We start from the raw sequence: 26,471 nt of genomic DNA, 5'->3' as shown, positions 1-26,471 counted from the left end.
TGTATATTTGTAATTACCGTGTGTAATTGTAACTAAAACGTCAAGTTTCTTACTCTTCTATAATAAACGTTTTAAAACTTGATATATTTTAATCACTTATTTATGAAAAATGCATAAAGAAGTCTATAACCGCTTGGTTGCCGATTACTTTTAGAGTGAACTTTCATTATTTTGTATATTTATGTAAAATAATGGTTTATTTCTCATAAGTAATCTGCTATGATGTATACATGTTAAAAAATTCTAACTATTCTAACGAGGTGTAAAATTATGAAAGAAAAAATCGTGTTAGCCTATTCAGGCGGATTAGATACAAGTGTTGCAGTTCAATGGCTGATCGATAAAGGTTACGATGTCGTTGCTTGCTGCTTAGATGTCGGCGAAGGCAAAGACTTAGACCAAGTTTATCAAAAAGCCTTAGATATGGGCGCTGTCGAATGTTACATCATTGATGCAACTGAAGAATTCAGTGATGAGTATGTCAGTTACGCAATAAAAGGAAACTTAATGTATGAAAATACTTATCCAGTAGTTTCAGCATTATCAAGACCTTTAATTTCTAAAAAATTAGTAGAAATCGCTGAAAAAACAGATGCTGTAGGAATTGCACACGGATGTACAGGTAAAGGAAATGACCAAGTACGTTTCGAAGTGGCTATTAAAGCTTTAAATCCTGAACTAAAAGTATTTGCACCAGTACGTGCTTGGGGCTGGAGCCGTGAAGAAGAAATCGATTATGCTATCAAACATAATATTCCAGTACCTATCAATCATGATTCTCCTTATTCTATCGATCAGAATTTATGGGGCCGTGCAAATGAATGCGGTATCTTAGAGGATCCTTACGCAGCACCTCCAGCTGATGCCTTTGATTTAACACGAGAAATTGAAGACACACCAGATACACCGGATGAGATTGTGCTTCATTTTGAAAAAGGTATTCCTGTTTCAGTTGATAATAAAGAGTTTCCATTAGACGAATTAATTCTTTATTTAAATGATTTAGCTGGTAAACATGGAATCGGCCGTATTGACCACGTTGAGAATAGATTAGTAGGTATTAAATCTCGTGAAATTTATGAAACTCCAGGCGCTGAAGTCATTTTAAAAGCACATAAAGCATTAGAGACAATTACGCTAACTAAAGATGTTGCGCACTTTAAACCAGTAATTGAAAAACAATTTGCTGAACAAACGTATAATGGTTTATGGTTCTCACCTTTAACAGATTCATTAAAATTATTTATTGATTCTACGCAAGACCACGTTACTGGAGACGTACGTGTTAAATTATTCAAAGGTAATGCAACAGTGAACGGCAGACGTTCTCCTTATTCTTTATATAATGAAAAACTTGCAACTTATACTAAAGAAGATGCTTTCAACCAAGAAGCAGCCATAGGATTTATCGAAATTTACGGTTTGCCAACTGAAGTTAATTCTATGTTGCACGGAGGTTATTCTAATGAGTAAGAAAGCTTGGGGCGGACGTTTTCAATCTGAACCAGAAGCATGGGTAGATGCTTTCAATGCTTCTATTAACTTTGACCATCTGCTGATTGACGAAGATATTCAAGGCAGCATCGCACATGCAACGATGTTAGCTAAACAAGATATTCTCACTCAAGAAGAAAGTGAGACCATCATTAAAGGTCTTCAAGAAATCCAACAAGATTATCATGACGGCAAAGTTGAATTTACAGAAGCCTTGGAAGATATTCATTTAAATATTGAACATGAATTAATAGAAAGAATCGGATCTGTCGGCGGCAAATTGCATACTGGACGAAGCCGTAATGACCAAGTCGCTACAGATTTGCATCTATATACTAAAACAGCAGTCAAAGAAATTATTAACTTAATTCATTCATTGCAAGAAACAATTGTCAAATTAGCTGATGAGCATGTGGATACTATTATGCCAGGCTATACACATCTGCAACGTGCGCAGCCTATTTCCTTCGCACATCATATTATGACTTATTTCTGGATGTTAGAGCGCGATAAAAACCGCTTCGAAGATGCATTGAAACGAATTGATATCAATCCGTTAGGCGCTGCTGCTCTTAGTGGTACTACTCATCCTATCGACCGTGCAAAAACTCAAGAATTATTAAATTTCGGTTCTTTATATGAGAATAGTTTAGATGCAGTCAGTGACCGTGATTTTGTAGTAGAAACACTCAATGCGATTTCCTTAGTCATGATTCATCTGTCTCGTTTTTCTGAAGAAATCATTTTCTGGTCGACTGATGAAGCTAAATTTATCACTTTATCTGATGCTTTCTCAACAGGCTCATCTATTATGCCTCAAAAGAAAAATCCAGATATGGCAGAATTGATTCGGGGTAAAACTGGACGTGCTACTGGCCATTTAATGAGTATGCTAATGACTTTAAAAGGATTGCCTCTTGCCTATAACAAAGATATGCAAGAAGATAAAGAAGGATTATTTGATGCAGTGCATACTGTAACTGGATCACTTCGTATCTTTGAAGGAATGTTAGCATCCTTAACTGTGAATACAGATCGTTTAAATGAAACAGTACATCAAGATTTTTCAAATGCAACTGAATTGGCAGACTATCTCGTGGAAAAAGATGTTCCGTTTAGAGAAGCGCATGCAATTGTAGGACAAATTGTATATTGGTGCATTCAACATGATTGCTACTTGCTAGATGTACCGCTTGAAAAATACCAAGAATTCTCATCTAAAATCGATGACACTATTTATAACTATTTGAAACCTGAAAACTGTCTTAAACGTAGAAAGAGTTATGGTTCTACAGGACAAGAGGCAGTTCGTCATCAAATAGAGGTCGCTAAAGACTTATTGTCATAAAACTAGCCGCTTCCCATCACTGCTGTGATTGGGAAGCGGCTTAATTTTATTTAAATCCGAGTACGAAAAAACGGCTACACCAGTCTCTCTGGTATAACCGCTCTCCCAATCTTTCTTTTTAGAATTAAGCCCAACCACGGTAACGTGCAGCTTCTGCTGTGCGTTTAATACCGATGATATACGCAGCTAAGCGCATGTCGATTTTACGGTTTTGTGCTAATTCGTAAATATCATTAAATGCAGTGACTAATTTTTCACGCATTTTGTCGTTAACTTCTTCTTCTGTCCAGTAGTAACCTTGGTTATTTTGTACCCATTCGAAGTAAGATACTGTTACACCGCCGGCACTTGCTAATACGTCAGGAACTAATAGAATGCCACGTTCGTGCAAGATACGTGTTGCTTCTAATGTAGTTGGACCGTTTGCCGCTTCAACTAAGATATCCGCTTTAATATTCGGCGCATTCTCTTTAGTGATTTGGTTTTCGATAGCTGCTGGAATTAAGATATCACAATCTAATTCGAACAGTTCTTTATTTGAAATTGTTTCTTCAAATAAGTTTGTTACTGTACCGAAGCTGTCTCTGCGGTCTAATAGGTAATCAATATCTAAACCTTCTGGATCAGATAAAGCACCATATGCATCAGAGATACCTACGATTTTAGCGCCTTTATCGAATAAGAATTTCGCTAAGAAACTACCTGCATTACCGAAACCTTGAATTACGATTTTAGCACCATTTAAATCTAAATCGCGTAGTTTAGCTGCTTGTTCAATAGCAATTACAACACCCAATGCTGTTGAACGGTCACGTCCTTGTGAACCACCCAACACGATTGGTTTACCAGTAATAAATCCAGGTGAATTGAATTTATCTAATGCACTGTACTCATCCATCATCCATGCCATGATTTGAGAGTTTGTCATTACGTCTGGTGCAGGAATATCTTTAGAAGGTCCAACAATTTGTGAAATTGCACGTACGTAACCACGTGATAAGCGTTCAACTTCATGAATACTCATTTGACGTGGGTCACAGATGATGCCGCCTTTACCGCCACCGTATGGTAAATCGACGATACCACATTTCATAGTCATCCACATAGACAATGCTTTCACTTCGTCAACGTTTACATTCGGATGGAAACGCACGCCACCTTTAGTAGGTCCTACTGCGTCATTATGTTGTGCACGGTATCCTGTGAAAGTTTTAACAGTACCGTCATCCATTCTTACAGGGATACGTACTTCTAAAAATCTTAATGGTTCTTTAACTAAATCATACATGCCGTCATCAAAGCCCAATTTATGCAAAGCTTCTTTAATAATTTGTTGTGTAGACGCCACTAAATTATTATTCTCAGTCATAATCCTTTTCGCCTCTTTTTCCTAACAATGATTTCGCTTTCATTTGTATTGTAACATAAGCTTAACCTTTTTAAAGGGTTTTCATCCCTTTTGTTACAACTTTTTGAACTTAGCTGAAAACTTTCTTGATTCGTTCTAGTGCATCGTCAATTTCTTCCTTAGTAATGATTAATGGCGGTGCAAATCGAATCACTGTATCATGTGTTTCTTTGCATAATAAGCCTTCTTCTTTTAATGCTTCAGCATAAGGTCTTGCGTCTTCGTTTAATTCTACACCGATGAATAAGCCACGTCCCCGCACTTCTTTAATGACTGGGTTATCGATTTTTTTCAATTCATTTTGGAAATATTCACCGAGTTCACGAGAACGTTCGGCCAATTTTTCATCTTCCAAGACATCTAAGGCAGCTATTGAAACCGCTGCTGCTAAAGGATTACCGCCGAATGTAGAACCGTGAGATCCTGGCGTGAAGACATCTAAGACTTCACTGTCAGCTGCAACTGCAGAAATTGGCAATACACCGCCGCCTAAAGCTTTACCTAAAATATAAACGTCCGGTTTTACGCCGTCCCAATCTGTTGCGAATGTTTTACCTGAACGTCCTAAACCTGATTGAATTTCATCAGCAATAAATAAAATATTATTTTCATCTGCTAATTTGCGAATTTCTTTTAAGTAGCCTTCAGGTGGAACATTGATGCCTGCTTCACCTTGAATCGGTTCTACTAAGATAGCTGCTGTATTTTCATTAATTGCATCTTTCAATTGGTCTACATCACCGAAATCTACTTTTAAGAAACCTTCTAATAATGGACCATAGCCACGTTGGTATTCAGCTTCTGAAGATAATGACACAGGTGCCATTGTACGGCCATGGAAGTTGCCGTTGAAAGCGATAATTTCAGCTTTATCCGGCTCAATATCTTTATGCTCATATGCCCAGCGACGTGCTGCTTTAACTGCTGTTTCAACAGCTTCAGCACCTGTATTCATCGGCAATACTTTTTCTTTGCCAGTCAAATCGCTGACTTTCTCATACCAATCTCCCAAATTATCACTATTAAATGCACGAGAAACTAAAGTGACTTTATCTGCTTGTTCTTTTAATGCTTCGATGATTTTCGGATGGCGATGACCTTGGTTTACTGCTGAATAAGCAGCTAACATATCCATATATTTATTTCCTTCAGGATCTGTTACCCAAATACCGTCAGCTTCTGAAATAACAATTGGCAGTGGTTTATAGTTCGGTGCACCGTAATGTTCTGTCTTTTTGATAATTTCTTCAGATTTTGTCATAATTTTTCCTCCTTAGAATCCCTTTTGCTTTATTTTTCATTAATCACATGCAAATAATCCTTTATTTATTAGAAAGCTTTAATTTTACCTTCGAAAAAAATCACATTATAGCGTCTGAACACCAGAGTAAAACTATAATGTGATTCCATATTCATTTAAGCAATGTTAAGTTGATTTAACTTATAGATGTTCTGATACTGTACGACCTTGCAAGTGTAATACAAGGTAGTCAGGTCCGCCGGCTTTAGAGTCTGTACCAGACATTTTGAAGCCGCCGAATGGTTGATAACCTACGACTGCGCCTGTGCAACCACGGTTAAAGTAAAGGTTGCCGACCATAAAGTCGCGACGTGCTTGTTCAAGTTTGAAGCGGTTATTAGAAATAACAGCACCTGTCAAACCATATTCAGTCGCATTTGCGTATTCAATTGCTTGGTCGAAGTCTTTAGCTTTAGTAATACCTACAACAGGACCAAAGATTTCTTCTTGCATTACGCGATCATCATATTTCAAGTCTGCAAAAATAGTTGGGTATACAAAGTTTCCGACTTCATCGTCTACTTTGCCGCCTACTACTAAGCGTCCTTCTTTTTCTCCGACTTTCAAGTAGTCTTTGATTTTATTCAAGGCTTTTTCATCGATAACAGGACCCATGAAATTATCATATTCAGCTGAGTCACCTACTGTTAATTTTTCAGTTGCAGCTTTCAAACGTTCTACTAAGTCATCATAAATATCATCTACAGCAATGACACGTGAACATGCTGAACATTTTTGACCAGAGAATCCGAATGCTGAATATACGATAGCATCAGTTGCAACATCTAAATCTGCTTCGCTATCTACAACGATAGTATCTTTACCGCCCATTTCAGCGATAACACGTTTCAAGTGGTTTTGACCTTCTTGAATTTTTGAAGCTTTCTGCATGATACTTGTCCCTACATTTTTAGAACCAGTGAATGAAATTAAGCCGACATCTTTATTTTCAACTAAATAATCACCGATATCGCTAGAGTCACCAGGAATCCAGTTAACTACCCCTTTAGGAAGACCTGCTTCTTCTAAAACTTCCATAAATTTATAAGAAATAACCGGTGTATTAGATGACGGTTTCAATAATACTGTGTTACCTGTAACTACTGGCGCAACTGTTGTACCTGCCATAATTGCATATGCAAAGTTCCATGGAGAAATAACCACTGATACGCCTATTGGCAAGTAGTCGTATTGGTTGTATTCGCCTGGACGAGAATTAACAGGTTTGCCATCTTTCAATTTCAACATTTGGCGACCATAGTATTCCATAAAGTCGATTGCTTCAGCAGTATCTGCATCCGCTTCTTTCCAAGGTTTTCCGCCTTCTTTAGTTAATAATGCGGAGAATTCATGTTTACGGCGACGTGTAATAGCAGCTGCTCTGAATAAAATGTCAGCTCTGACTGCTGGATCAACCGTACGCCATGTTTTAAATGCTTCCTTAGCTGCTTCAACCGCTTTTGCAGCTAATTCTTTATTTGCTTTAGAAACATAACCAATTGTTTCTTCTCTGTTTGATGGGTTAAATGAACGAACCTTATCGTCTGTAAAAATACGTTCACCATTAATAATAAGTGGATATTCTCTGCCTAAGTCATCTTCCACCTTTTTGAGCGCTTTTTCATAAGCCTCTCTATTCTCTGCTTTAGAAAAATCTGTAAATGGTTCGTGTTGATATGGAATCATTTTAATCCCCCTTTGTTTAGTGTAAAAATTGTTAAGAAAGCCCTTACATTCACTATAATTACATAAATTCTTATAGATGTAAAAGGAAAATCTTCAAAATTGCGAAAATTTTTAATTCTACGTTTTCAAATTACCCGACACTATGCAATATATAAAGATTTAGCGAAATTTTACATCAAAATTCAGGGGTATGCAATTTATTTTTGGCGGAAAAGCAGGTGTATAGTTTACATAATTAGAGGGTTCGGTCGTTTTGGCAGGATGGTTGGCGGTTGAGGGATGAGGGCGCTGGTTTTCTAGACACTATGGCTGAACTTGTGTCTAGATTACGCTCTTTTCTAGACTGGCAGTAGCTATCTATAATAGAAAAGAGCGGGACATCATTGAAATGTTCCGCCCTTATTCTGCTTCCAGCACACAATTATTTTTCTTTTTTAGGTAGTGGGTAAAAATCTTCATCAAATTGTTTCCACAAGTTAGGCGGCAATTCGTGTTTATCTTCGCGTGTCGGATCAAAGTATGAAATGATTTCATCTGTTTTGCCGTCTTTAATTTTTTCGATAAAGCGTGAATCTAATAATAATTCACGACCTAAGGCTATAAATTCTACGCCTGTTTCAAATGCTGATAAGGCATCTTCTGGTGTGAATATTGAGCCGATGCCGATTAAAGGCATTTTTCCACCGATCCATTCGTGCAAGAGTTTAATGCGTTCTTCGCCTTTGTAGCGACCTTCTCTTGTTTTTGAATGAATATCGAATAAAGAACAGTGCAGATAATCTAAAGGCTGGTCTCTTAAATGTTCAAGCAACTCTTTAGTCAATTCCATTTTAATGCCCGGTTCTTCGGCTTCTTCTGGAGAGAAGCGGTAACCGATAATGAAATTTGAATCGGCATGTTCTTTTGCAGTGTTAACTACAGAATCGACTACTGCTAATGGGAATTTAAATGGATCTTTCCATTCATCGTTTCTGCGATTATAGTATGGCGAAACAAATTGATGAATTAAATAATGGTTCGCACCATGAATTTCTACGCCATCAAATCCCGCTTCAATTGCGCGGCGTGTTGCTTCACCAAATGCTTTAATCGTCTCTTTAATTTCATCTGGTGTGATTTCGCGTGCATGATGTTCTTCTGGTTGTCCGAAGCTTTTCAAATCAACTGGACTTGGTGCTGCGACATCTCCGCCAGGCGTTAAATTAGGCAGTGCTTGTGCGCCGCCATGATGAATTTGCACGAGTGCTTTCGCGCCGTTCTTCTTCATGACTTTGGCTAATTTCTTCAATCCTGGGATATCAGAATCATGTGCTATAGAAGGTTGACCTGGAAAGGCCTTGCCTAAATCCGTCACATTGCTTGCTGCTGTAATGCTGATGCCGACATCTTTAGAACGTTTTTCCATATAAGGCAGTTCAACGTCAGCGATAGTGCCGTCATCATTAGAAGAAACATGTGTTAACGGCGCGAGTACAAATCTATTGCGAATTGCTACGCCATTCGGCAATGTATATTCAGTAAATAAAGGCTCATACTTTTTATCCATATTGCTAAATCCTCCTCGTTATCTCTTTGTAATCGTCTATTTTACATCAGAATGCTTTGATACCGAAAAAAACTGCTTATCCAACTCATATATTTCGCCTCTAATTTTTACCCGCTGAAAGTTGTCAGCAAAACGAAAAGCCAGGGGGCTGGGACAAAATAATGTCCTGCTCTCTGGCTTTGTCATTGATTAAAAGCACTGTAACTGCGTATATTAAGAACCAGCTACAATTTATTTTCTTTAATCATTTTCTTAGACTGCGTAATCCAAACCGGCAAACGTTCTTCTAATGTTTGAAACCCGTATTTTTCAGTTTCTTTGATCTCATCCAATACAGATTTTCTCTCTTTTTTACGCTCATAATTTTTAAAATAGTCATTGTCTTTCAATGACAAATTAAGTTTGCCTTCCTCGTCAATTGAGAGGATTTTAGCACGGACGATTTGTCCCTCAGATAAGAAACGATTCAAATTATGTACGTAATCATTCATAATTTCTGAAATGTGAATGAGTCCTTCCGTGTTGTCAGGGGTTTCTACAAATGCGCCATAAGGTTGAATACCAGTCACTTTAACTTTCACGTGCTGACCTATTTGATAGTGATTATTCAACTTAATAACCCCTTAATTCGTATTATTTCTAACATAGTTATCATAGCATAAATAAAAACTAGTCACTAACATAAACGATATTTTAAAAGGTTATTTTCTGAAATAAGTAAGTTAATAACAAGAAAATAAGCATGTGTCATCAGTATATTATTTCATTGATACATCCCGTCATTATCACTTTCAACAAAATCAAATATCAAATCAATTAAACCTGGTTTGTAGTTAATAAATTTTTCTGTTTTTATCAGCTCGACAATCTCTTCTCTACTTGCAAAATGTATCGCTTCTACTTCATCTTCTTCAATATGAATATCCTTCAGTTCTCCATTCGTGCGTATCAGATAAATATCATCAAAGCCGAATGGGAAGGTCATCGAAATTTGCGGACGTGTTTTGGATAAGTCGATATCCAAATCCAACTCCTCCTTGATTTCTCGTTGAGCTGCAACATTGCTGGTTTCTCCTTGCATGACCGCACCGGCTGCACTGAAATCCCATAACCCGGGCCAGAGTTTCTTATTGAATTTACGTTGTTGAATCAACATTTCACCTTGTTGGTTGAAAATACAAATATGCGCTACTAAATGAAAAGTGCCTTCATCTAGTGTGTTACCACGTTCTTTTGTTTGCCCTTTAAGCTGTTGACGGTATTGATTATACAAATCGAGCATTTCTGCCATTTTCAAATCCTCCCTATGCTTTATAGCTTACAAACCACATGTTCCTTCTAAGGATAAAGCTTCATTCGCTTTCTTCAGACAATTTGCTATCGGTAACTTTTCTTCAAAAGAATACTGGAAAATTGACTGGAATTTTTGTGCCAACTCATTCACATCATCTATTTGGTGAACCGCATCCATCATTTCATACACTTCAGCGTCTCCCATTGTTTTATCTTCAAAGTGCATTGGGTTCCAATCTGCAAGCAATTGATATAACGCAATGTTCACTTCATTCTTTTCTTTCTCTGCCATGGATTACCCTCCATTATTTCCTTTTTTACAAATAGAAAGTAGAAATGCGCTCGTGACACATTCCTACTTGTTATATACATTTTATATACATTATTTTAACTATATTGATGCTTAATCTTCAATATCAATAGATTCAATGACTACATCGTGTAATGGTTTATCTTGTGGTCCTACTTTAGTATTTGCGATATCTTCCAATGTCGCTTCTCCATCAATAATTTGACCGAATACAGTATGTTTTTGGTCTAACCATGGCGTACCGCCTTTTTCCCCGTACGCTTCAACAATCGGTTCAGGCCATCCGCCATCAGCTAATTGGCTCAGCATATTTTCCGGTACTTCTTTCATTTGCACAATAAAGAACTGAGAACCATTTGTGTTCGGTCCTGCATTTGCCATTGATAATGCGCCATATAAGTTGAAAGCTTCCATTGAAAATTCATCTTCAAATGGTCCGCCATAGATACTTTCGCCGCCCATACCTGTTGCTGTAGGGTCACCGCCTTGTACCATAAAGTCGTTGATGACACGGTGGAAAGTAATTCCGTCATAATAACCGTCTTTAGCATGTTGCACAAAGTTTTTAACTGTTTTAGGCGCTAAATCAGGAAATAATTTAAACGTCATGTCACCTTTGTTTGTATGCATGACTGCTTTGATTTCATTATCTTGCACTTCTTTATTTAATTGAGGATAGTTTGCCATCTTAATTCTCCATTCATGTTAAGATTGATATACGTTTATAGTAACATATACCACAGAAAGGAAGTATTAAAATGTTATATCGCTTTTCACATAAAACAGGAAGTTACGGCGTTTCAATTGTTGAAGAAAAAGACAATGGAGAAGTGCTGGTCAAAGTAGAACAAGTTATCAAGCATCCGAAACAAGGAGATTTACATAATCCGAATGCTGTCGATGATGTATTTTTCCACGAACGCCGCGCATTAAGTCATTATGAAAAACGTTTCACACCGAAATCACAATTACGTGAGTTCAATGTTGCAGAGATGCCTTATGAAGAATCACTGCAAAAAGCCATTACAGATTTAGAAGAGAAATTGAAAGACGCAGAAACACCTCATGCTAAACGATCATTAGAAAATTTAAACGAACTTAAAAAGGATTACAGTATTCAATACAAACAAAGTTTCAAATAATTTTTTCTCTAAAAATATACATTTCTTCCTATTTAACAGTTCCGGTAAATGTAAGCGTGTTACCGTAAAACAAGGTTTTTCGAGCCTTAACAATGATGTATAATGAGGATATCTTATATTCAAAGGAGGACAAATAATGAGTTGGTTACATGCAGCGGTATTGTTGCCGTTCATCTTTGCACTCATTATCCCTATTGTTTATCGTTTTGTTAAACGCATACATATAGGATGGTTTGTATTGCCTGTCCCCGTTGTCTTATTTATTTATTTTCTAAGTTATATTTCGACAACTATGTCAGGTAATCATCGATTTGCACAATTGTTATGGATGCCGCAAATCGGTATGAATTTTAATTTGTATGTGGATGGGCTCAGTCTACTCTTCAGCTTGTTGATTACAGGTATCGGATCGCTTGTTACCTTTTATTCAATCAGCTATTTGAGCAAAAATGAACAGTTAGGGAATTTTTACTGTTATTTATTACTCTTCATGGGTGCAATGTTAGGCGTCGTTTTATCTGATAACGTCTTTATGCTGTATTTATTCTGGGAAATGACTTCATTTTCTAGTTTCTTACTTATTTCTTTTTGGCGTACAAGACAAGCTTCATTGTATGGCGCTCAAAAATCGTTATTAATTACAGTATTTGGCGGTTTATCATTACTCGGCGGCCTTATCTTAATGACACTTTCAGGACATTCAACAAGTATTCGCCATCTCATTGCACATGCCTCTGAGATTCAATCTAGTCCAACATTTATTTTGGCCATGATTTTAATACTCTTTGGTGCAATGACAAAATCTGCACAATTCCCATTTTACATCTGGTTGCCAGATGCGATGGAAGCACCGACACCTGTCAGCGCTTACTTGCATTCAGCGACTATGGTAAAAGCCGGAATATACTTAGTTGCACGTCTCACACCGATTTTTGCACTATCAGAAGGTTGGATTTGGACAGTCACAGCAATCGGTTTAATTACATTATTCTGGGGCTCTCTCAATGCAACAAAACAACTTGATTTAAAAGGAATCTTAGCCTTTTCGACGGTTTCACAATTAGGAATGGTCATGGCAATGTTAGGAATTGGAGCAGTCAGTTACCATTACCAAGGCGCACAAAGCCAATTCTATGCTGCCGCTTTTATCGCAGCGGTATTCCATTTAATCAACCATGCAACATTCAAATGTGCACTCTTTATGGTTGCTGGAATCATTGATCATGAGACAGGCACAAGAGATGTTCGCAAACTAGGCGGATTAATGACTGTAATGCCGATTTCTTTCACCATCACAGTCATCACAGCTTTAAGTATGGCTGGTGTACCGCCGTTTAATGGCTTCTTATCAAAAGAAAGCTTCTTAGAGGCGATGATCAATGTGACACACTCTCACCTATTTAGTTTAAATACTTTAGGTGTCTTAATTCCTATTGTAGCAATAGTAGGTAGTTTATTTACATTCGTTTATTCAGTACGTTTCATCGGCCAAATTTTCTGGGGCACTTATAAACCTGAATCTTTACCAGATAAACCGCATGAACCTTCAGTAATGATGTGGATAGCGCCAGCTTTTCTTGCTATTTTAGTTGTCGTGTTCGGTTTATTCCCGGCAATTTTAACGCAATCAATTATAGACCCAGCAAGCCGTGCAATCAGCAACGCGCATATTCCGCATGCTGAATTCCATTTATTCCATGGATTTACACCGGCATTCTTTGCTACATTGTTTATTTATGCAGCAGGCATCGGCCTAATCTTTGCCTATCATAAGTGGGTCAAAATTATCGAAGCGATTCCAGAACGTTTAGAGCTGAACTATTTATATGACCGCTCTGGACGCTATATGCCATTCTACTCGAAGAAAATTACACGCACTTATATGAGCGGCTTTATTCGCAATAAGTTAATTGTCATTTTAGGTAGTTTGATTGCCTTGACTTTAATTACTTTACTTTGTATGCCGTTCAGCTTGAACTTTGAACATGTCAGTCGATTACGTACTACTGAAATCATTATTGTCATTATGATACTGGCTTCAGCAACAATGATCGTCTTTGCACGTTCAAGATTGTTCAGTATTATCATGTTGAGTGCTGTAGGTTACTCAATGGCAATATTCTTTATTTTCTTTAATGCTCCAGACTTAGCATTAACACAATTTGTGGTAGAAACGATTTCTACAGCATTGTTCTTATTATGTTTCTACCATTTACCAAACTTAAACCGTTATAACGAATCTAGATCGTTCAAGATTGGTAATGCGCTTATTGCTGCTGGTGTTGGACTTGCTGTAACAGTACTTGGTTTAATTGCCTATGGTAATCAGCACTTTGAATCTATTGCTGCTTACTACAAAGCAAATGTACACAGCTTAGCTCACGGAAACAATATGGTTAACGTTATTTTAGTTGACTTCCGTGGTACCGATACTTTATTCGAATCATCAGTATTAGGTATTGCCGGATTAGGTGTTTATACACTTATCAAATTGCGTTCTAAGCATAAAAACGGTTATGAAAGGGTGGAAGAAAATGAACAGACAGAAAAATAATATCATCTTTCAATATTCAACTATTATCATTTTCTTCTTGATTATGGTTTTCGCTTTTTCGTTATTCTTAAATGGACATTATCAACCAGGAGGCGGCTTTATTGGAGGATTGCTAGTTTCAAGTTCACTAGTACTTTTCTCAGTAGCCTTCGACGTAAAAACGATGCGGAAAATCTTCCCTTGGGACTTTAAAAAATTAATTGCAATCGGTTTGACGTTTTGTGCTTTAACACCTTGTGCAAGTTGGTTATACGGAAAAAATTTCTTTACACATCGCGTGTTTGAAATTCCGCTTCCGTTACTTAAACCGATGCAAGTGCACACTGCCCTCTTCTTTGATTTGGGTGTACTGCTTGCAGTTGTCGGCACGGTAATGACTATAATCTTAGCGATTGGAGAGAATGAGTAATGGAAATAATTATGATTATCGTCTGCGGTATCTTAACATCAATCAGCGTCTATCTCATTTTATCTAAAAGCTTGATTCGTATCATTATCGGTACCGCAGTTCAAACGCACGCAGCTAACTTATTCCTTATCACAATGGGTGGATTAAATGACGGCGCAGTGCCTATCTTTCAACCTGGAACAAAGAATTATGTGGATCCTATTCCGCAAGCATTGATTTTAACAGCAATTGTAATTTCATTCGCAGTTACTGCATTCTTCCTGGTACTTGCTTTCAGAAGTTACAAAGAACTAGGTACAGACAACGTAGAACGTATGAAAGGGGTGCCTGAAGATGATGATTGAGAATAACTTACTCGCAGCTATGCTTCTTGCACCAATGTTAACAGCGATTATTCTGGTCTTCATCGGTAAGCGCCCGTTTATTAAGCGATTTGTGGCGCTTGGAGGTTCGCTCGTTGCATTAGCGTTAGCCATCATCAACTTTATCAATGTATGGCATCATGGACCTTTAAAATTAGAATTAGGTTCTTGGAAAGCACCTTATAGTATCGTATTTGTACTAGATTTATTCAGTGCAACACTGGTGATCACAAGTATTATTGTGACAATCTTAATTATTTTGTTTTCCTATCAATCTATCGGCTTGCACCGCGAAACGTATTATTATTATTTCGCCGTCATGTTTATGGAAACAGGTATCATCGGTGCCTTTATCACAGGAGATATCTTTAACTTATTCGTATTCTTTGAAGTCTTCTTGATTTCATCTTATGCATTACTAGTAATTGGCGGTACGAAGATTCAATTGCAAGAAAGCATCAAATACTTGCTGGTGAACGTCGCTTCGTCTGCTTTCTTCGTTATGGCAGTCGGTATATTATACTCTGTAGTCGGAACTTTGAATATGGCAGACATCAGCCGTAAATTAGCGCATTTATCCGATAAAGACAGCGGACTTGTCAGCATCGTGTTTGTACTGTTCTTATTTGTATTCGCAACTAAAGCGGGCGCCTTTCCGATGTATGTATGGTTGCCTGGAGCATATTATGCCCCACCATTTGCGATTATCGCATTTTTCGGAGCCTTGCTTACTAAAGTCGGCGTCTATGCAATTGCCAGAACATTGAGTTTATTCTTTGTCAATACACTTTCATTCTCACACTATACAGTGTTAATGCTGGCTCTGTTGACCATTATTTTCGGTTCAATCGGTGCTATCAGTTATAACGACACGAAAAAGATTATTATCTACAATATTATGATTGCAGTAGGTATCATTTTAGTAGGTGTAGCAATGATGAATGAACAAGGCATCATCGGCGCATTATATTACACAGTTAATGATATGTTGATTAAAGCAGCCTTATTCTTCTTAATCGGTGTCATGTTGAAAATCACCAAGACCACCGACATCAGAGAATTCGGCGGTTTGATTAAAGGCTATCCAGTCTTAGGCTGGACTTTCTTCATTGCTTGTTTGAATTTAGCCGGTATTCCGCCGTTCAGCGGCTTCTATGGAAAAATGTTTATTGTTCGCGCAGCCTTTGAAAAAGGATTTTATATCAGTGGTATTATCGTATTACTTTCCAGTTTATTAATTCTTTATTCAGTAATGCGTATTTTCATCAAAGGTTTCTTTGGCGAAGCGAAAGGATACAAAATCAATCATAAATTGCATTATCGCGGTTTATTGAGTGTCGCTATTCTAGCTGTAGCGCTTTGTGTGGTCTTCAGTTTTGCGGCAGATTGGTTATATCCATTCTTTAAACAAGCTGCTGTGACATTCTATGATCCTAAAGCTTATATCGATAGCGTTCTGGGGGTGAAATAATATGGCAGTTCAAATCGTAGTTAATATGTTACTTGCTGTATTTTGGCTCTTCGTCAACGATAGTTATACTCTGAACAATTTTGTGCTCGGTTACCTTTTTGGATTATTACTGGTATTCTTAATGCGCAAAATTCTGCCAGGACGTTTTTATATCATTACATTTTATTATGCATTGAAGCTTTGTTGCATTTTCTTTATCGAACTAGTCAAAGCCAATATCGATGTTATTCGTATCGTAACGAAACCGCACATGGATAACGAGCCAGCCTTTTTTGTTTATGATACAGACTTGAAACGTCCATGGGAAGTAGTCTTGTTATGTACACTCATCACCCTCACTCCAGGTACTATCGTCTTAGGGGTAAGTGATGATAACCGCAAAATCTATATTCACTGTTTAGATTTCAGTACGAAAGAAGAAGAGATTGAAGGAATTAAATCTTCATTAGAAAAAGCTGTTAGAGAGGTGGGAGAATACTAATGTCTGCATTTAATATTGTAATTGTTATCGCACTGATTGTAGTGGCACTCTCAATACTTGGAATGCTCGTCCGTGTAATCCTTGGACCTTCTTTGGCAGATCGTGTTGTAGCTTTGGATGCGATTGGTATTCAATTAATGGCCATCGTAGCGCTATTCAGTATCTTCTTAGATACAAAGTATATGATTGTAACCATTCTTTTAATTGGTATTATCGCCTTTTTAGGAACAGCAGTCTTCGCGAAATACATGCAGGAAGGCAAGGTGATTGAACATGATCGACACAATAATGATTAGTCTGTCACTTTTCTTTGTAGTGATTGGTGCGCTTATCAGTGCCCTTTCTGCACTCGGTATTTTAAGATTACGTGATGTATACGGACGTGCACATGCTGCAGGCAAGGCTTCTACGTTAGGTTCAATGAGCTTACTATTAGGGGTATTCTTATATTTCATTGGTAAAGACCACTTTACTAACCCGCAACTCTTAATCGGTATTTTATTTATCTTAATTACTGGTCCATTATCCAGTCATTTAATTATCAGAGCGGCTTATAAAATTAAAACACCTTACACTAAAACCACAAAGTTGGATGAAATTAATGAACCTGAAGAAGAAAAACCTAAAGCAGCCAGCAAATAAATAGTTTGAATTAAAGTCTTGAGCCAGCCTTTTACTAGGCTTTCTCAAGGCTTTTTCTATTGTGTCAACTTGAGCAGTAATAGATTATATGGTATATTAAATAAATCGAAACTATTACGATTTGAGAAGGTGACGCTATGTCTTGGACAATTATCGGCGGCGGTATACACGCTGTTACAATAGCTATTAAACTTCGTGCTTCAGGCTTACCTGCTGAAGACTTAACAATTATAGATCCTCATGAATCTCTATGTGAACAATTTGACGATTACTCATGCCGTATTGGTATGCCGTTCCTACGTTCACCGCATGTACACCATGTACATCCGGATCCATTCCATTTAAAACAATTCGCCAAAAGCAATCAATATACGGGAGCCACGTACGGTCGCTATCAAAGACCGCAACGTGACATGTTTATGGATCACATTCATGAACTCTTACATGACTATGATTTAAATAAACGTCACATCAAAGCTTTCGCTTCAGATATTTCTAAAGAAAATAATCAATGGATTGTAACTTTAGATAGTGGCGAACAAGTTGTCAGCCAACATGTCGTGTTAGCTTCTGGTTGCAATCATCGCCCTTATATTCCGCCAATGTATCAAGCACAACCAGATGTCCAACATATTTTTGAATCAAAAACTATTCAATATGAAGGTACTTCTCATGTAGTCGGAAGCGGTATTTCAGCTGCACATTTGACATTAAAATTAATTAATAAAACCGATACTGACACAGTGCATCTATGGTTGAAAAAACCTATAGAAATTCACGACTTTGATGCTGACCCTGGTTGGTTAGGTCCTAAAAATATGGTGCACTTTAGAGAACTCGAATCTTCTGAAGAGAAAATGAACGTTATCTTAAATGAGCGTCATAAAGGTTCAATGCCGAAAGAGCTTTACTTACGACTTAAAAAACATAAACAGCAAGGTGAACTTGTGATTCATCAAAATGAAATACAAGCTATTAAAAATCATGAAATCATTACAGAAGAGAAAAATTATAAATATGATAGAATCTTGCTAGCTACTGGATTCCAAAATACTATAATGCGACAACCTCTTGTCAGAAAATTAATCAACACTTACGATGCACCACTTGCGAAAACCGGTTATCCTTCTATTTCTGAAGACTTAGAATGGCTGCCAGGATTATTTGTTTCTGGCGGTTTAGCTGATTTAGAATTAGGTCCATTTGCTCGTAATGTTATGGGCGGACGCGAATCTGCAAGTCGTATAGCAAATGCATTTGTGAATAAAGTTGAAAAAGTATCATAAAAAATGGGGGATTGAGACACAATTACATGTCTTAATCCCCTTTTCTGCGTTTCATGTAGAGATTTTGTCGTGTTGAGTGGGCCGAAGTGTCGAGGCTCGACACCAGTGTCTAGACACTTTGGAACCCCTACTACTTTAAAAAATTACCAAATTAAAAAGCAAAGGCGAGACCAACTTAATGTCTCACCCTTGTTCTTCAACGTGTTTTCAACATCATCGTGCCACGCATCACACTGATTAATTTATCATTATCATCTACAATATTTATATTCCAGACTTGCGTTGTTCTACCACCATGAATCAATTCTGCAATAGCAAAAACATTTCCTTCAGTAGCAGAGCTTATATGGTTTGTGTTCATTTCCAGCCCTACTGGAATATTTTTTTCCGTATCTACTATATGTGCAGCTCCGACAGAACAAGCCGTCTCTCCTAAAGCCATCGTAGCGCCGCCATGCAAGTATCCAAAGGGTTGCTTCACTTTATCTGATACAGGCATCTTCACCTTTGTATAGCCTTCTCTTACTTCTAAAATTTCCATATCTAGTGTTTTCAGTAAATTTGTCACTACAGCACACCTCATATCTCAGATTTACTTTTATAATATCATAGCTGCAATTGTACCGAAGATCATTAATGGAATATTGTAGAATAAAAAGTTCGGAACACAAGTATCGCGAATATGATCATGCTGGCCGTCTACATCTAAACCAGCAGTCGGTCCTAAAGTTGAGTCGCTGGCAGGCGATCCAGAATCTCCTAGCGCTGCTGCTGTACCTATCAAGGCAATTAAGGCCATTGTACTCATACCTAATTGCTCTCCTAATGGAATGAATAAAGCTGCAATAATCGGAATTGTCGCAAAGGATGAACCAATACCTAATGTAACAATTAAGCCGATGATATACATTAAAATAATCGCAATTAATTTGTGGTCTCCTGTAATTGAAGCGATATTAGCTACCAGCGTCTTAACATCTCCAGTCGCATTCATTACGCCTGCAAACCCGTTGGCTGTTAAAATAACGACTCCGATATAGGCCATAATCTTAATACCTTCTGTAAATTGTTTATCTAATTCGAACCATTTGTAAGCTCGAGAAATAAAGAAGACCATAACCCCAGCAAGTGCACCAAATATCATGGATTCAGTAATCATTTGGACGATAAATGTAAGTAATATTGCCACAATCGTCACGATTAAAATATACTTGTTCAATTCTTTCGGTGCTTGATTTGTTTGTTCTTCATCATTACGATATTGACGTGGTTTACGATATACAAATAAACCTAAGGCTAATCCGACAATATATCCGATTGAAGGTATTAATAAAGCTTTCCAAATCATATCAAATTCAATCGGGTGATGTGCTTTTGCAAATCCGGTTTGAATAATTTGGTGGAAAATTTGTCCAAATCCAAATGGCATCAAGAAGTATGGAAAACATAATCCAAAACTGATGACTAAAGCAATTTGACGTCTATCTATATTTAATTCATTGAATAAACTGAGCAATGGAGGAATCACAATCGGGATAAATGCAATATGTACAGGAATTAAGTTTTGGCTGCTCATACTTAGTAGAAGCAAAGATACAATTAAAATCACTTTGATTGTAGAGCGAGAAACTCTATTATTTTCTGCGTGAATCATATCAATAACCTTGCCTACTAAATAATCCGTAATTCCACTATAGGAAATAAGTGCAGCAAAACCTCCAAGCAAGGCATAACTCAATGCTACTTCTGCGCCATCTACAATATTTTCAGTAAAGACTTTAATTACTTTTTCTACCGGCATACCTGCAACTACGCCGCCAACTAAACCACTGATGAACAGACTTAATACTACGTTCAGTCTGCATAAACATAAAACTATCATTAATAATACTGCTATTACAACTGCATTCACCATTCCTGTTTCTCCTTTACTACGTTATCGAACTAAAGCATTATGTTTGTATGATAACAGTGGTAATTCTAAAAGTCAATATTCAAAATTAGATTCTTTTAAAATATGAATCTTTTAAAAAGACGCTTAAATTATACATTAATACGTACAATCTAAGCGCCGGCTTTATCTTATTTAGCTTCTCTTCTTAACCAATCTACAATCGTTTGAATTAAATATCCTGTCGGTCCTTTAGGGCCATTGTAATTATTTTGTTGAGTGGTAGCTGGTCCAGCGATATCAAAGTGTAATTGAGGGATGCTGCCGCTGAAATGCATTACAAAGGCTGCCGCAAATAACGCTTTGCCCATTCCATTCGTATGGTTAACTAAATCCGCCACTTCACTTTTTTTAATCAATTGTTTTTCAGAGTCTGTAACCGGCAGTTCAAATGTCCATTCGCCATTCTCTCCGGCAATTTCAGTTATGGCTTCTAAAGGAGCTTGTGAATTATTCTTAAACACAGCTGCTTTATCTTCACCTAATGCTGCCACTGCTGCTCCTGTCAGGGTCGCAAAATCTAAAATCAATCTTGGTTGATACTGCGCTGCATGAAAGACTGCATCTCCTAAGACAAGGCGCCCTTCTGCATCTGTGTTCAAAACTTCAACCGTCTCGCCATTTAAAGCTGTAAAGACATCATCAGGTTTCATAGCCTCTCCATTAATCATATTTTCCGCAGAAGCAATAACGCCTACAATATTGATCGGTAAAGCCAGACGGTGAACCGCTTCTATCATCCCTAGCACATTAGCAGAACCGCACATATCAAATTTCATTTCCTGCATACCCGTTTTCGACTTAATAGAGTATCCGCCTGAATCATAAGTAATGCCTTTACCTACGAGAGCGATTGGCGCGACATCATCATCTGCACCTTTATAAGTCAAAGTAATGAGTCTCGGTCCAAAGTCAGAGCCTTTACCTACTGCGTGCAGTAATCCAAATCCTTCAGCTTGAAGCGTTTCAGCATCTTTCACTTCCACATCTACAGCCGTTTCTTCAAAATGGCCGCAAATCAAATCAGCGTAATGTTTAGGTGTTAAGATATTGGGCGGAATATTACTGAAGTCTCTGGCTAATTTGATACCTTCTCCAATAACTTCTCCATCTTTAAGCGCTGTAATTTCATCCGCTTCAGCTCCATGAATTTTCAAATTCAAATGATAGGGAATTCTTTTATCTGTTTTATAGTTATTGAAATGATAGAGTGCCTTCTTAGCTTGTAAACTAAACAATTCAGCCATTTCATTTTTCTCGATAACCTTTGAAGCGAATGACTGGAATAATACATCTGCCTCAGTAATATGGTCTCTTTTTAAAGTCTGCAGCAAGCTGCCGAAAATTTTCATAGCGCTGATGCGTGTTAATTCCTTTAAATTACCTAAGCCTACAGTAATCAGATGAATGTCTAGCCCTGATTCATTAAATCTTGTAGAACTGATTTTACCTGTCTCACTGCTTATAATGTGTTTCTGCTTATATGTATCTAACGCTTCCGTCAGATTCTTATCTTGAAAATTCAATGTCGGCAACTGATTCAAATGATCAGGCAATCCGACAATGAGAATATCACTCGCCAATTCATTGTGCTCATCAAATGTAAATTGTATAGGCACGATTATCTCCTCCATTATGAAAAAAGGTTGGCATACTGCTTGATACTCACAGTATTACCAACCTTTGTCCTTCTTATTAGTTTAATAAAACTTAACTTTGTTGAGTCAGCTTTTATTAAAATTTACCTTTTTTGAATGCTAGACCGATACCACCGATTTTGAAGATAGAACGAGTATCGATAACTTTTTTCATGAATGCTGCTTTTTTACCAGTAATGTTTTTACCGTAAACAATACCAACACCATCATGTGCACCTAATGAACATACAGTTCCGCGGTTAACGAAGTTGAATGGTTCTTTAGGTTGGCCATTTAAGATGTTTTTAACGTTTTGAGCAACGCTTTCACCTTGTTGCATTGCAAGTTGTGCAGTTGTTGGTAATGGACGTTCTTCGCCTTCAGGAATGTATGCTGATACATCACCGATTACGAATGTTTCATTATAACCAGGAGCAGTTAAGTCTTGGTTTACAATTAAGCGACCGCGTTTAACGCCATCGAATGAATCGTCCATAATTTTACTTCCGCGAACACCAGCAGTCCAAATAGAAGTGTTCGCTTCTAATTGTTGTTCTTGGTCTCCAACTTTAACGACGAAACCTTTTTCGTTTGCACCAACGATTGGTGTACCGATTTTGAATTCAACGCCACGTTCTTCAAGGTAATTTACAGCATAATTTACTAATTCATCATCAAACATAGGAAGCATAGTTGGTGCTGCTTCTACACAAGTGATTTTAACTTTATCACGATCTACGCCATATTTATTTGATAATTCATCAACACGCGCTGTTAATTCACCTAAGAATTCAATACCTGTAAAGCCTGCGCCACCTACTAAGAATGCAAGATCTTTAGGATCTTTTTCTTTAGAAGATGCATAGTTAGCAAATTTATCTTCGATATGACGAGATAATTTACGTGCAGTATGGATATTTTCAATTTGGAAAGCATGTTCTAACATACCGTTAATACCAAATGTTTCACTTACCCAACCTAAAGCAACAACTAGAACGTCATAATTGAAACGGCCGTTGTTTGTTTCTACAACTTTAGCATCTGGGTCAACTTTAACGACTTCGCCTTTAAGGAATTTTACTTTTTCTTTGTTGATAGTACTTTCAATTGGATAAATAATATCTTCGTAATTCGCAGTACCTGCTGAAGCTTCATGTAATAATACTGCTTCATAGTGATAATCATCTCTATTGATTAGAGTGATTTCAGCTTCATCAGCTGGTAAAATCTTTTGTAATTTTGTAACAGTTTGCAAGCCTGCATAACCTGCCCCTAAAACAATAACTTTTTTTGTTTCAGCCATTTTATTCACCTATGCTTTCTTAAAAATTTGTAATAGAATACGCTTTCTTAATATACCCCATTTGATTGAAAAAAATGTCAAATAAAGACAAATGTCATTCCTCTTCATCTTATAATTATTCAGTCATTTTTTCAAGGTAATAGGAAGAAAAGCATTCATAATTTCAGAATTTACTGATACCCTAATAGTCTTATTATGGTCATACTTACTTAAATTTTCAAAGTAAAACCATTATTAGACAAAAAAAGAGCGGAACAGAAATAAATATTGAGTAAAATTATTTCACCGTTCCACCCTGGCAGTAGATATAATCTCTACTGTTTCATCCCGCTATTTTTCACTATTAATCACTTAGCAGTCTTCTGGATTGCCGGCTACTTTAGCTGTACGGAATGAGCTTCCGCAACCGCATGAAGCAATTGCATTCGGATTATCGATTTGGAAGCCACCACCCATAAGTGATTGTTTGAAATCTATTGTTGTACCTTCTAATACAGGTTTATCATATTTATCAACTAACACTTTTAAACCATAATATTCGATAATTTCATCATTATCGCCAGGTTCCTCTTCAGCTGTCATACCATAAGTCAATCCAGTACAACCGCCACCGTTGACTTTAATTTTTAAATAGCCGTCTGGCATGTCATTGCTTTCAAGCATACTCTTCACTTCGTATGCTGCCGCTTCAGTAAGAATTACTGTTGGCATATTTAATCCCTCCTAGTTCATTCTGCTTCGTCAAAAATTGAAACTAGAAAATCCAAGTTTCCTCTATATGCTTATAAATATTTTGCAATAAATCGTCTGGCGAGTCTCCTTCAACAATATCACCGTTAACCAGTGCATACAACCCACTTGAACAAACACCGCAATTTTGCAGACATCCGTATTCTAATACGTCTACGCCGGGGTCTTGATCAAGTTTGTTATACACATAGTCTCCGCCTTTTGCCATATTTGATATGCAAAATTCTACTATTGGATTCATTAATTGAACTCCTCTTATAGTTTTGAGTGCTATTATTATAACATATTTCTAGCGGATTCTCTCTCAGTACAAATTGAAATTATTTTTCCGGTAAAAGATTGTTTGTCTGGTGGTTTAAAAAAGATTATAATAAATGAAAGCATATTTTTAAAAATAAGCAAATGACGTTGGTTACGTACTTTCATAATAATCAGGCACCATGCAGTGATGCAGCGTTATATTAATCTAGATAAGAGGGGTTATCGGAATGAAGAATTTAGTATTGTTAGGTGGCGGCTATGGCAATATGCGTATTCTTTCGCATATCCTGCCTGATGAATTACCTGAAGATTACACTATCACTTTGATTGATCGTATGCCTTATCATGGTTTGAAACCAGAATATTATGCTCTTGCAGCAGGTACTAAATCAGATAAAGATGTACGATTACAGTTTCCGGAATCTAAAAAGCTGAATGTTGTTTACGGGGAAATTTCAGCAATTGATTTAGATGAACAAATTATTTCTGTCGGTGATACTAAAGTAGATTATGATGAACTCGTTATCGGGTTGGGGTGCGAAGATAAATATCATAATGTACCAGGTGCTGAAGAATACACTTACAGTATTCAAACATTAGCAAAATCACGTAAAACTTATCATACAATCAGCGACTTACCTACTGGTTCTAAGGTAGCAATTGTGGGAGCAGGTTTAAGCGGCATTGAATTAGCGAGTGAATTACGCGAAAGTCGTTCTGATTTAGACATCAGACTTTACGACCGCGGTGAACGTATTCTTGCACGTTTCCCAGAGAAACTCAGTCATTATATCGAAAAGTGGTTCAAGAAAAATAACGTTACGGTAATTCCTAATTCTAATATCAATAAAGTAGAACCTGGAAAGATTTATAATCATGACGAACCTGAAGATGTAGATATCGTTGTTTGGACAGCAGGTATCCATCCAGTTTCAGTAGTTAGAAATTTACCTGTCGATGTCAGCAAAAATGGTCAAGTCATTGTAAACCAATATCATCAAATCCCTACATATCAAAATGTATATGTAGTCGGCGACTGTGCAAGCCTACCACACGCACCAAGTGCACAACTTGCTGAAATTCAAGGTGATCAGATTGCAGATGTTATGATGAAACAATGGAAAAACGAAGCACTTCCAGATAAAATGCCTGAATTGAAAATTCAAGGATTCTTTGGTTCTTTAGGCGACAAAAAAGGGTTCGCTTATGTATTAGATCGACCGCTTACAGGTCGTATTGCTTCAATTATGAAATCAGGAATTTTATGGTTGTATAAATATCATAACGGATAAAAGTATTGATTGTTAAAGAGGCCAAGACATGGTTGTGTCCTGGCCTCTTTGCTGTATCAATTACAATTTGAGATGCAAAATCGGATAATCTCTTCCTTGATCATCTTTTTGAGATTCACTATGTATTGCAAAGCCATTTTTTAAATAGAATTTCAAAGCTTGAGCGTTATCCTTATTAACGTCGACGTATTGTACCTTTCCTTCGCGAATGAGATATTGAACTATTTCTGTACCGTAACCCCTATTGAAATATTTCGGCTCAATAAATAACATTTCTAAATTTTGCTCATGTGTTCCTGAAAAACCTATGACTTGTTGATTATCCAACCACAAATAAGCTTCTACTAATTTAAAATAGTTTGGAATTTCAGCTTTTAATTCTAATCTATCTTTCTCCTTTAAAAAATCATGAGTGGCTTTTACAGCGCTTTCCCATATCTCTAAAGCTATGTCATAATCTTTTTCTTGAAGTTTCCTTTTAGATAATGTCATAATACATCCTTCTCTTCCTTTATCATTTAAAAATAGATATAAAAACAAAGGCA

At 37.0% G+C, this 26,471-nt stretch carries 27 protein-coding genes; 12 read left to right on the top strand and 15 right to left on the bottom strand.

The window, feature by feature from the left end:
- Positions 1 to 270: 270 nt before the first annotated feature.
- Together CNQ82_RS04590 and argH are read left to right on the top strand one after the other, a co-directional pair.
- Positions 271 to 1,473 carry an argininosuccinate synthase gene (locus tag CNQ82_RS04590; RefSeq protein WP_123144285.1) on the top strand — a complete coding sequence of 401 codons (1,203 nt, stop codon included), beginning with the start codon at positions 271 to 273 and terminating at the stop codon, positions 1,471 to 1,473.
- Positions 1,466 to 2,842 (top strand): argininosuccinate lyase, encoded by a 1,377-nt coding sequence (argH, locus tag CNQ82_RS04585; RefSeq protein WP_123144284.1) that lies wholly within the window; start codon positions 1,466 to 1,468, stop codon positions 2,840 to 2,842. The genes CNQ82_RS04590 and argH overlap by 8 nt, the downstream gene beginning before the upstream one ends.
- A 124-nt stretch (positions 2,843 to 2,966) precedes the next feature.
- Here the strand turns inward: argH and CNQ82_RS04580 are convergent, their stop codons facing one another.
- The 8 genes from CNQ82_RS04580 to CNQ82_RS04545 form a co-directional block, all read right to left on the bottom strand.
- A complete protein-coding gene (locus CNQ82_RS04580; protein ID WP_123144283.1) occupies positions 2,967 to 4,211 on the bottom strand; it encodes a Glu/Leu/Phe/Val family dehydrogenase in 1,245 nt (414 codons plus the stop codon).
- A 109-nt stretch (positions 4,212 to 4,320) separates the two neighbouring features.
- A complete protein-coding gene (locus CNQ82_RS04575; protein WP_123144282.1) occupies positions 4,321 to 5,511 on the bottom strand; it encodes an ornithine--oxo-acid transaminase in 1,191 nt (396 codons plus the stop codon).
- Positions 5,512 to 5,691: 180 nt separating this feature from the next.
- Entirely contained in the window at positions 5,692 to 7,236 is a 1,545-nt protein-coding gene (pruA, locus tag CNQ82_RS04570) for an L-glutamate gamma-semialdehyde dehydrogenase (protein ID WP_123144281.1), read from the bottom strand.
- A 421-nt stretch (positions 7,237 to 7,657) separates the two neighbouring features.
- Positions 7,658 to 8,782: an NADH-dependent flavin oxidoreductase gene (locus CNQ82_RS04565; protein ID WP_123144280.1), complete on the bottom strand. Its 1,125-nt coding sequence runs from the start codon at positions 8,780 to 8,782 to the stop codon at positions 7,658 to 7,660.
- Positions 8,783 to 9,006: 224 nt separating this feature from the next.
- A complete protein-coding gene (gene ygs, locus CNQ82_RS04560; RefSeq protein WP_123144279.1) occupies positions 9,007 to 9,393 on the bottom strand; it encodes a S1 domain-containing post-transcriptional regulator Ygs in 387 nt (128 codons plus the stop codon).
- A 152-nt stretch (positions 9,394 to 9,545) separates the two neighbouring features.
- Positions 9,546 to 10,073: an NUDIX hydrolase gene (locus CNQ82_RS04555; RefSeq protein ID WP_123144278.1), complete on the bottom strand. Its 528-nt coding sequence runs from the start codon at positions 10,071 to 10,073 to the stop codon at positions 9,546 to 9,548.
- Between the two features lie 27 nt (positions 10,074 to 10,100).
- A complete protein-coding gene (locus tag CNQ82_RS04550) occupies positions 10,101 to 10,367 on the bottom strand; it encodes a DUF1871 family protein (protein ID WP_123144277.1) in 267 nt (88 codons plus the stop codon).
- Positions 10,368 to 10,478: 111 nt separating this feature from the next.
- On the bottom strand, positions 10,479 to 11,072 hold the full coding sequence (locus CNQ82_RS04545) for a peptidylprolyl isomerase (protein WP_123144276.1): 594 nt from the start codon (positions 11,070 to 11,072) through the stop codon (positions 10,479 to 10,481).
- A gap of 71 nt (positions 11,073 to 11,143) precedes the next feature.
- Here CNQ82_RS04545 and kapB point away from each other — a divergent pair, with 71 nt between their 5' ends.
- The 9 genes from kapB to CNQ82_RS04500 all read left to right on the top strand — a co-directional run bounded on the left by kapB (position 11,144) and on the right by CNQ82_RS04500 (position 18,732).
- Positions 11,144 to 11,527 (top strand): sporulation phosphorelay system protein KapB, encoded by a 384-nt coding sequence (kapB, locus tag CNQ82_RS04540; protein WP_123144275.1) that lies wholly within the window; start codon positions 11,144 to 11,146, stop codon positions 11,525 to 11,527.
- A gap of 136 nt (positions 11,528 to 11,663) precedes the next feature.
- Positions 11,664 to 14,081: a Na+/H+ antiporter subunit A gene (locus tag CNQ82_RS04535; RefSeq protein WP_123144274.1), complete on the top strand. Its 2,418-nt coding sequence runs from the start codon at positions 11,664 to 11,666 to the stop codon at positions 14,079 to 14,081.
- Positions 14,062 to 14,490, top strand: coding sequence for a Na(+)/H(+) antiporter subunit B (locus CNQ82_RS04530; RefSeq protein WP_123144273.1), 429 nt, complete (start codon positions 14,062 to 14,064; stop codon positions 14,488 to 14,490). The genes CNQ82_RS04535 and CNQ82_RS04530 overlap by 20 nt, the downstream gene beginning before the upstream one ends.
- The gene (gene mnhC1 / locus CNQ82_RS04525) at positions 14,490 to 14,834 is read left to right on the top strand and encodes a Na+/H+ antiporter Mnh1 subunit C (protein WP_095106328.1); all 345 of its coding nucleotides are present in this window, start codon (positions 14,490 to 14,492) and stop codon (positions 14,832 to 14,834) included. Before CNQ82_RS04530 ends, mnhC1 begins: the two co-directional genes overlap by 1 nt.
- Positions 14,827 to 16,323 carry a Na+/H+ antiporter subunit D gene (locus CNQ82_RS04520; RefSeq protein ID WP_123145645.1) on the top strand — a complete coding sequence of 499 codons (1,497 nt, stop codon included), beginning with the start codon at positions 14,827 to 14,829 and terminating at the stop codon, positions 16,321 to 16,323. Before mnhC1 ends, CNQ82_RS04520 begins: the two co-directional genes overlap by 8 nt.
- 1 nt (position 16,324) lies before the next feature.
- Complete coding sequence (locus CNQ82_RS04515) at positions 16,325 to 16,804, top strand: Na+/H+ antiporter subunit E (protein WP_123144272.1); 480 nt, start codon at positions 16,325 to 16,327, stop codon at positions 16,802 to 16,804.
- Entirely contained in the window at positions 16,804 to 17,100 is a 297-nt protein-coding gene (locus CNQ82_RS04510; RefSeq protein WP_095106330.1) for a Na(+)/H(+) antiporter subunit F1, read from the top strand. Before CNQ82_RS04515 ends, CNQ82_RS04510 begins: the two co-directional genes overlap by 1 nt.
- A complete protein-coding gene (locus tag CNQ82_RS04505) occupies positions 17,078 to 17,446 on the top strand; it encodes a Na+/H+ antiporter subunit G1 (RefSeq protein WP_123144271.1) in 369 nt (122 codons plus the stop codon). Before CNQ82_RS04510 ends, CNQ82_RS04505 begins: the two co-directional genes overlap by 23 nt.
- 137 nt (positions 17,447 to 17,583) lie before the next feature.
- The gene (locus CNQ82_RS04500; RefSeq protein ID WP_123144270.1) at positions 17,584 to 18,732 is read left to right on the top strand and encodes an NAD(P)-binding domain-containing protein; all 1,149 of its coding nucleotides are present in this window, start codon (positions 17,584 to 17,586) and stop codon (positions 18,730 to 18,732) included.
- A 196-nt stretch (positions 18,733 to 18,928) separates the two neighbouring features.
- On the opposite strand, the gene CNQ82_RS04495 is transcribed toward CNQ82_RS04500, so the two are convergent.
- From CNQ82_RS04495 to CNQ82_RS04470, 6 genes are all read right to left on the bottom strand, one after another.
- Positions 18,929 to 19,300, bottom strand: coding sequence for a PaaI family thioesterase (locus CNQ82_RS04495; protein ID WP_123144269.1), 372 nt, complete (start codon positions 19,298 to 19,300; stop codon positions 18,929 to 18,931).
- 30 nt (positions 19,301 to 19,330) lie between these two features.
- Positions 19,331 to 20,647 carry a Na+/H+ antiporter family protein gene (locus tag CNQ82_RS04490; RefSeq protein ID WP_123144268.1) on the bottom strand — a complete coding sequence of 439 codons (1,317 nt, stop codon included), beginning with the start codon at positions 20,645 to 20,647 and terminating at the stop codon, positions 19,331 to 19,333.
- A gap of 167 nt (positions 20,648 to 20,814) precedes the next feature.
- Positions 20,815 to 22,317 (bottom strand): M17 family metallopeptidase, encoded by a 1,503-nt coding sequence (locus CNQ82_RS04485; protein WP_123144267.1) that lies wholly within the window; start codon positions 22,315 to 22,317, stop codon positions 20,815 to 20,817.
- 100 nt (positions 22,318 to 22,417) lie between these two features.
- Positions 22,418 to 23,623, bottom strand: a complete 1,206-nt coding sequence (locus tag CNQ82_RS04480) for an NAD(P)/FAD-dependent oxidoreductase (RefSeq protein WP_123144266.1) — start codon at positions 23,621 to 23,623, stop codon at positions 22,418 to 22,420.
- A 351-nt stretch (positions 23,624 to 23,974) separates the two neighbouring features.
- Complete coding sequence (locus CNQ82_RS04475; RefSeq protein WP_095106340.1) at positions 23,975 to 24,334, bottom strand: HesB/IscA family protein; 360 nt, start codon at positions 24,332 to 24,334, stop codon at positions 23,975 to 23,977.
- A 43-nt stretch (positions 24,335 to 24,377) separates the two neighbouring features.
- Positions 24,378 to 24,614 carry a YuzB family protein gene (locus CNQ82_RS04470; RefSeq protein WP_015899802.1) on the bottom strand — a complete coding sequence of 79 codons (237 nt, stop codon included), beginning with the start codon at positions 24,612 to 24,614 and terminating at the stop codon, positions 24,378 to 24,380.
- 247 nt (positions 24,615 to 24,861) lie between these two features.
- Between CNQ82_RS04470 and CNQ82_RS04465 the strand changes: the two genes are divergently transcribed.
- On the top strand, positions 24,862 to 25,926 hold the full coding sequence (locus tag CNQ82_RS04465; protein WP_123144265.1) for an NAD(P)/FAD-dependent oxidoreductase: 1,065 nt from the start codon (positions 24,862 to 24,864) through the stop codon (positions 25,924 to 25,926).
- A gap of 60 nt (positions 25,927 to 25,986) precedes the next feature.
- Here CNQ82_RS04465 and CNQ82_RS04460 read toward each other — a convergent pair whose 3' ends face one another.
- Positions 25,987 to 26,418 (bottom strand): GNAT family N-acetyltransferase, encoded by a 432-nt coding sequence (locus CNQ82_RS04460; protein WP_123144264.1) that lies wholly within the window; start codon positions 26,416 to 26,418, stop codon positions 25,987 to 25,989.
- Positions 26,419 to 26,471: the final 53 nt, after the last annotated feature.

This window comes from Staphylococcus debuckii (assembly GCF_003718735.1).
GTDB classification, from domain to species: domain Bacteria; phylum Bacillota; class Bacilli; order Staphylococcales; family Staphylococcaceae; genus Staphylococcus; species Staphylococcus debuckii.
This window is presented reverse-complemented; position numbering and strand designations above follow the sequence as displayed.

Coding starts and splice junctions, on each gene's coding strand:
- CNQ82_RS04590 (WP_123144285.1), top strand. CDS start 271: ATGAAAGAAAAAATCGTGTTAGCCTATTCAGGCGGATTAGATACAAGT.
- argH (WP_123144284.1), top strand. CDS start 1,466: ATGAGTAAGAAAGCTTGGGGCGGACGTTTTCAATCTGAACCAGAAGCA.
- CNQ82_RS04580 (WP_123144283.1), bottom strand. CDS start 4,211: ATGACTGAGAATAATAATTTAGTGGCGTCTACACAACAAATTATTAAA.
- CNQ82_RS04575 (WP_123144282.1), bottom strand. CDS start 5,511: ATGACAAAATCTGAAGAAATTATCAAAAAGACAGAACATTACGGTGCA.
- pruA (WP_123144281.1), bottom strand. CDS start 7,236: ATGATTCCATATCAACACGAACCATTTACAGATTTTTCTAAAGCAGAG.
- CNQ82_RS04565 (WP_123144280.1), bottom strand. CDS start 8,782: ATGGATAAAAAGTATGAGCCTTTATTTACTGAATATACATTGCCGAAT.
- CNQ82_RS04555 (WP_123144278.1), bottom strand. CDS start 10,073: ATGGCAGAAATGCTCGATTTGTATAATCAATACCGTCAACAGCTTAAA.
- CNQ82_RS04550 (WP_123144277.1), bottom strand. CDS start 10,367: ATGGCAGAGAAAGAAAAGAATGAAGTGAACATTGCGTTATATCAATTG.
- CNQ82_RS04545 (WP_123144276.1), bottom strand. CDS start 11,072: ATGGCAAACTATCCTCAATTAAATAAAGAAGTGCAAGATAATGAAATC.
- kapB (WP_123144275.1), top strand. CDS start 11,144: ATGTTATATCGCTTTTCACATAAAACAGGAAGTTACGGCGTTTCAATT.
- CNQ82_RS04535 (WP_123144274.1), top strand. CDS start 11,664: ATGAGTTGGTTACATGCAGCGGTATTGTTGCCGTTCATCTTTGCACTC.
- CNQ82_RS04530 (WP_123144273.1), top strand. CDS start 14,062: ATGAACAGACAGAAAAATAATATCATCTTTCAATATTCAACTATTATC.
- mnhC1 (WP_095106328.1), top strand. CDS start 14,490: ATGGAAATAATTATGATTATCGTCTGCGGTATCTTAACATCAATCAGC.
- CNQ82_RS04520 (WP_123145645.1), top strand. CDS start 14,827: ATGATTGAGAATAACTTACTCGCAGCTATGCTTCTTGCACCAATGTTA.
- CNQ82_RS04515 (WP_123144272.1), top strand. CDS start 16,325: ATGGCAGTTCAAATCGTAGTTAATATGTTACTTGCTGTATTTTGGCTC.
- CNQ82_RS04510 (WP_095106330.1), top strand. CDS start 16,804: ATGTCTGCATTTAATATTGTAATTGTTATCGCACTGATTGTAGTGGCA.
- CNQ82_RS04505 (WP_123144271.1), top strand. CDS start 17,078: ATGATCGACACAATAATGATTAGTCTGTCACTTTTCTTTGTAGTGATT.
- CNQ82_RS04500 (WP_123144270.1), top strand. CDS start 17,584: ATGTCTTGGACAATTATCGGCGGCGGTATACACGCTGTTACAATAGCT.
- CNQ82_RS04490 (WP_123144268.1), bottom strand. CDS start 20,647: ATGGTGAATGCAGTTGTAATAGCAGTATTATTAATGATAGTTTTATGT.
- CNQ82_RS04485 (WP_123144267.1), bottom strand. CDS start 22,317: ATGGAGGAGATAATCGTGCCTATACAATTTACATTTGATGAGCACAAT.
- CNQ82_RS04480 (WP_123144266.1), bottom strand. CDS start 23,623: ATGGCTGAAACAAAAAAAGTTATTGTTTTAGGGGCAGGTTATGCAGGC.
- CNQ82_RS04475 (WP_095106340.1), bottom strand. CDS start 24,334: ATGCCAACAGTAATTCTTACTGAAGCGGCAGCATACGAAGTGAAGAGT.
- CNQ82_RS04470 (WP_015899802.1), bottom strand. CDS start 24,614: ATGAATCCAATAGTAGAATTTTGCATATCAAATATGGCAAAAGGCGGA.
- CNQ82_RS04465 (WP_123144265.1), top strand. CDS start 24,862: ATGAAGAATTTAGTATTGTTAGGTGGCGGCTATGGCAATATGCGTATT.
- CNQ82_RS04460 (WP_123144264.1), bottom strand. CDS start 26,418: ATGACATTATCTAAAAGGAAACTTCAAGAAAAAGATTATGACATAGCT.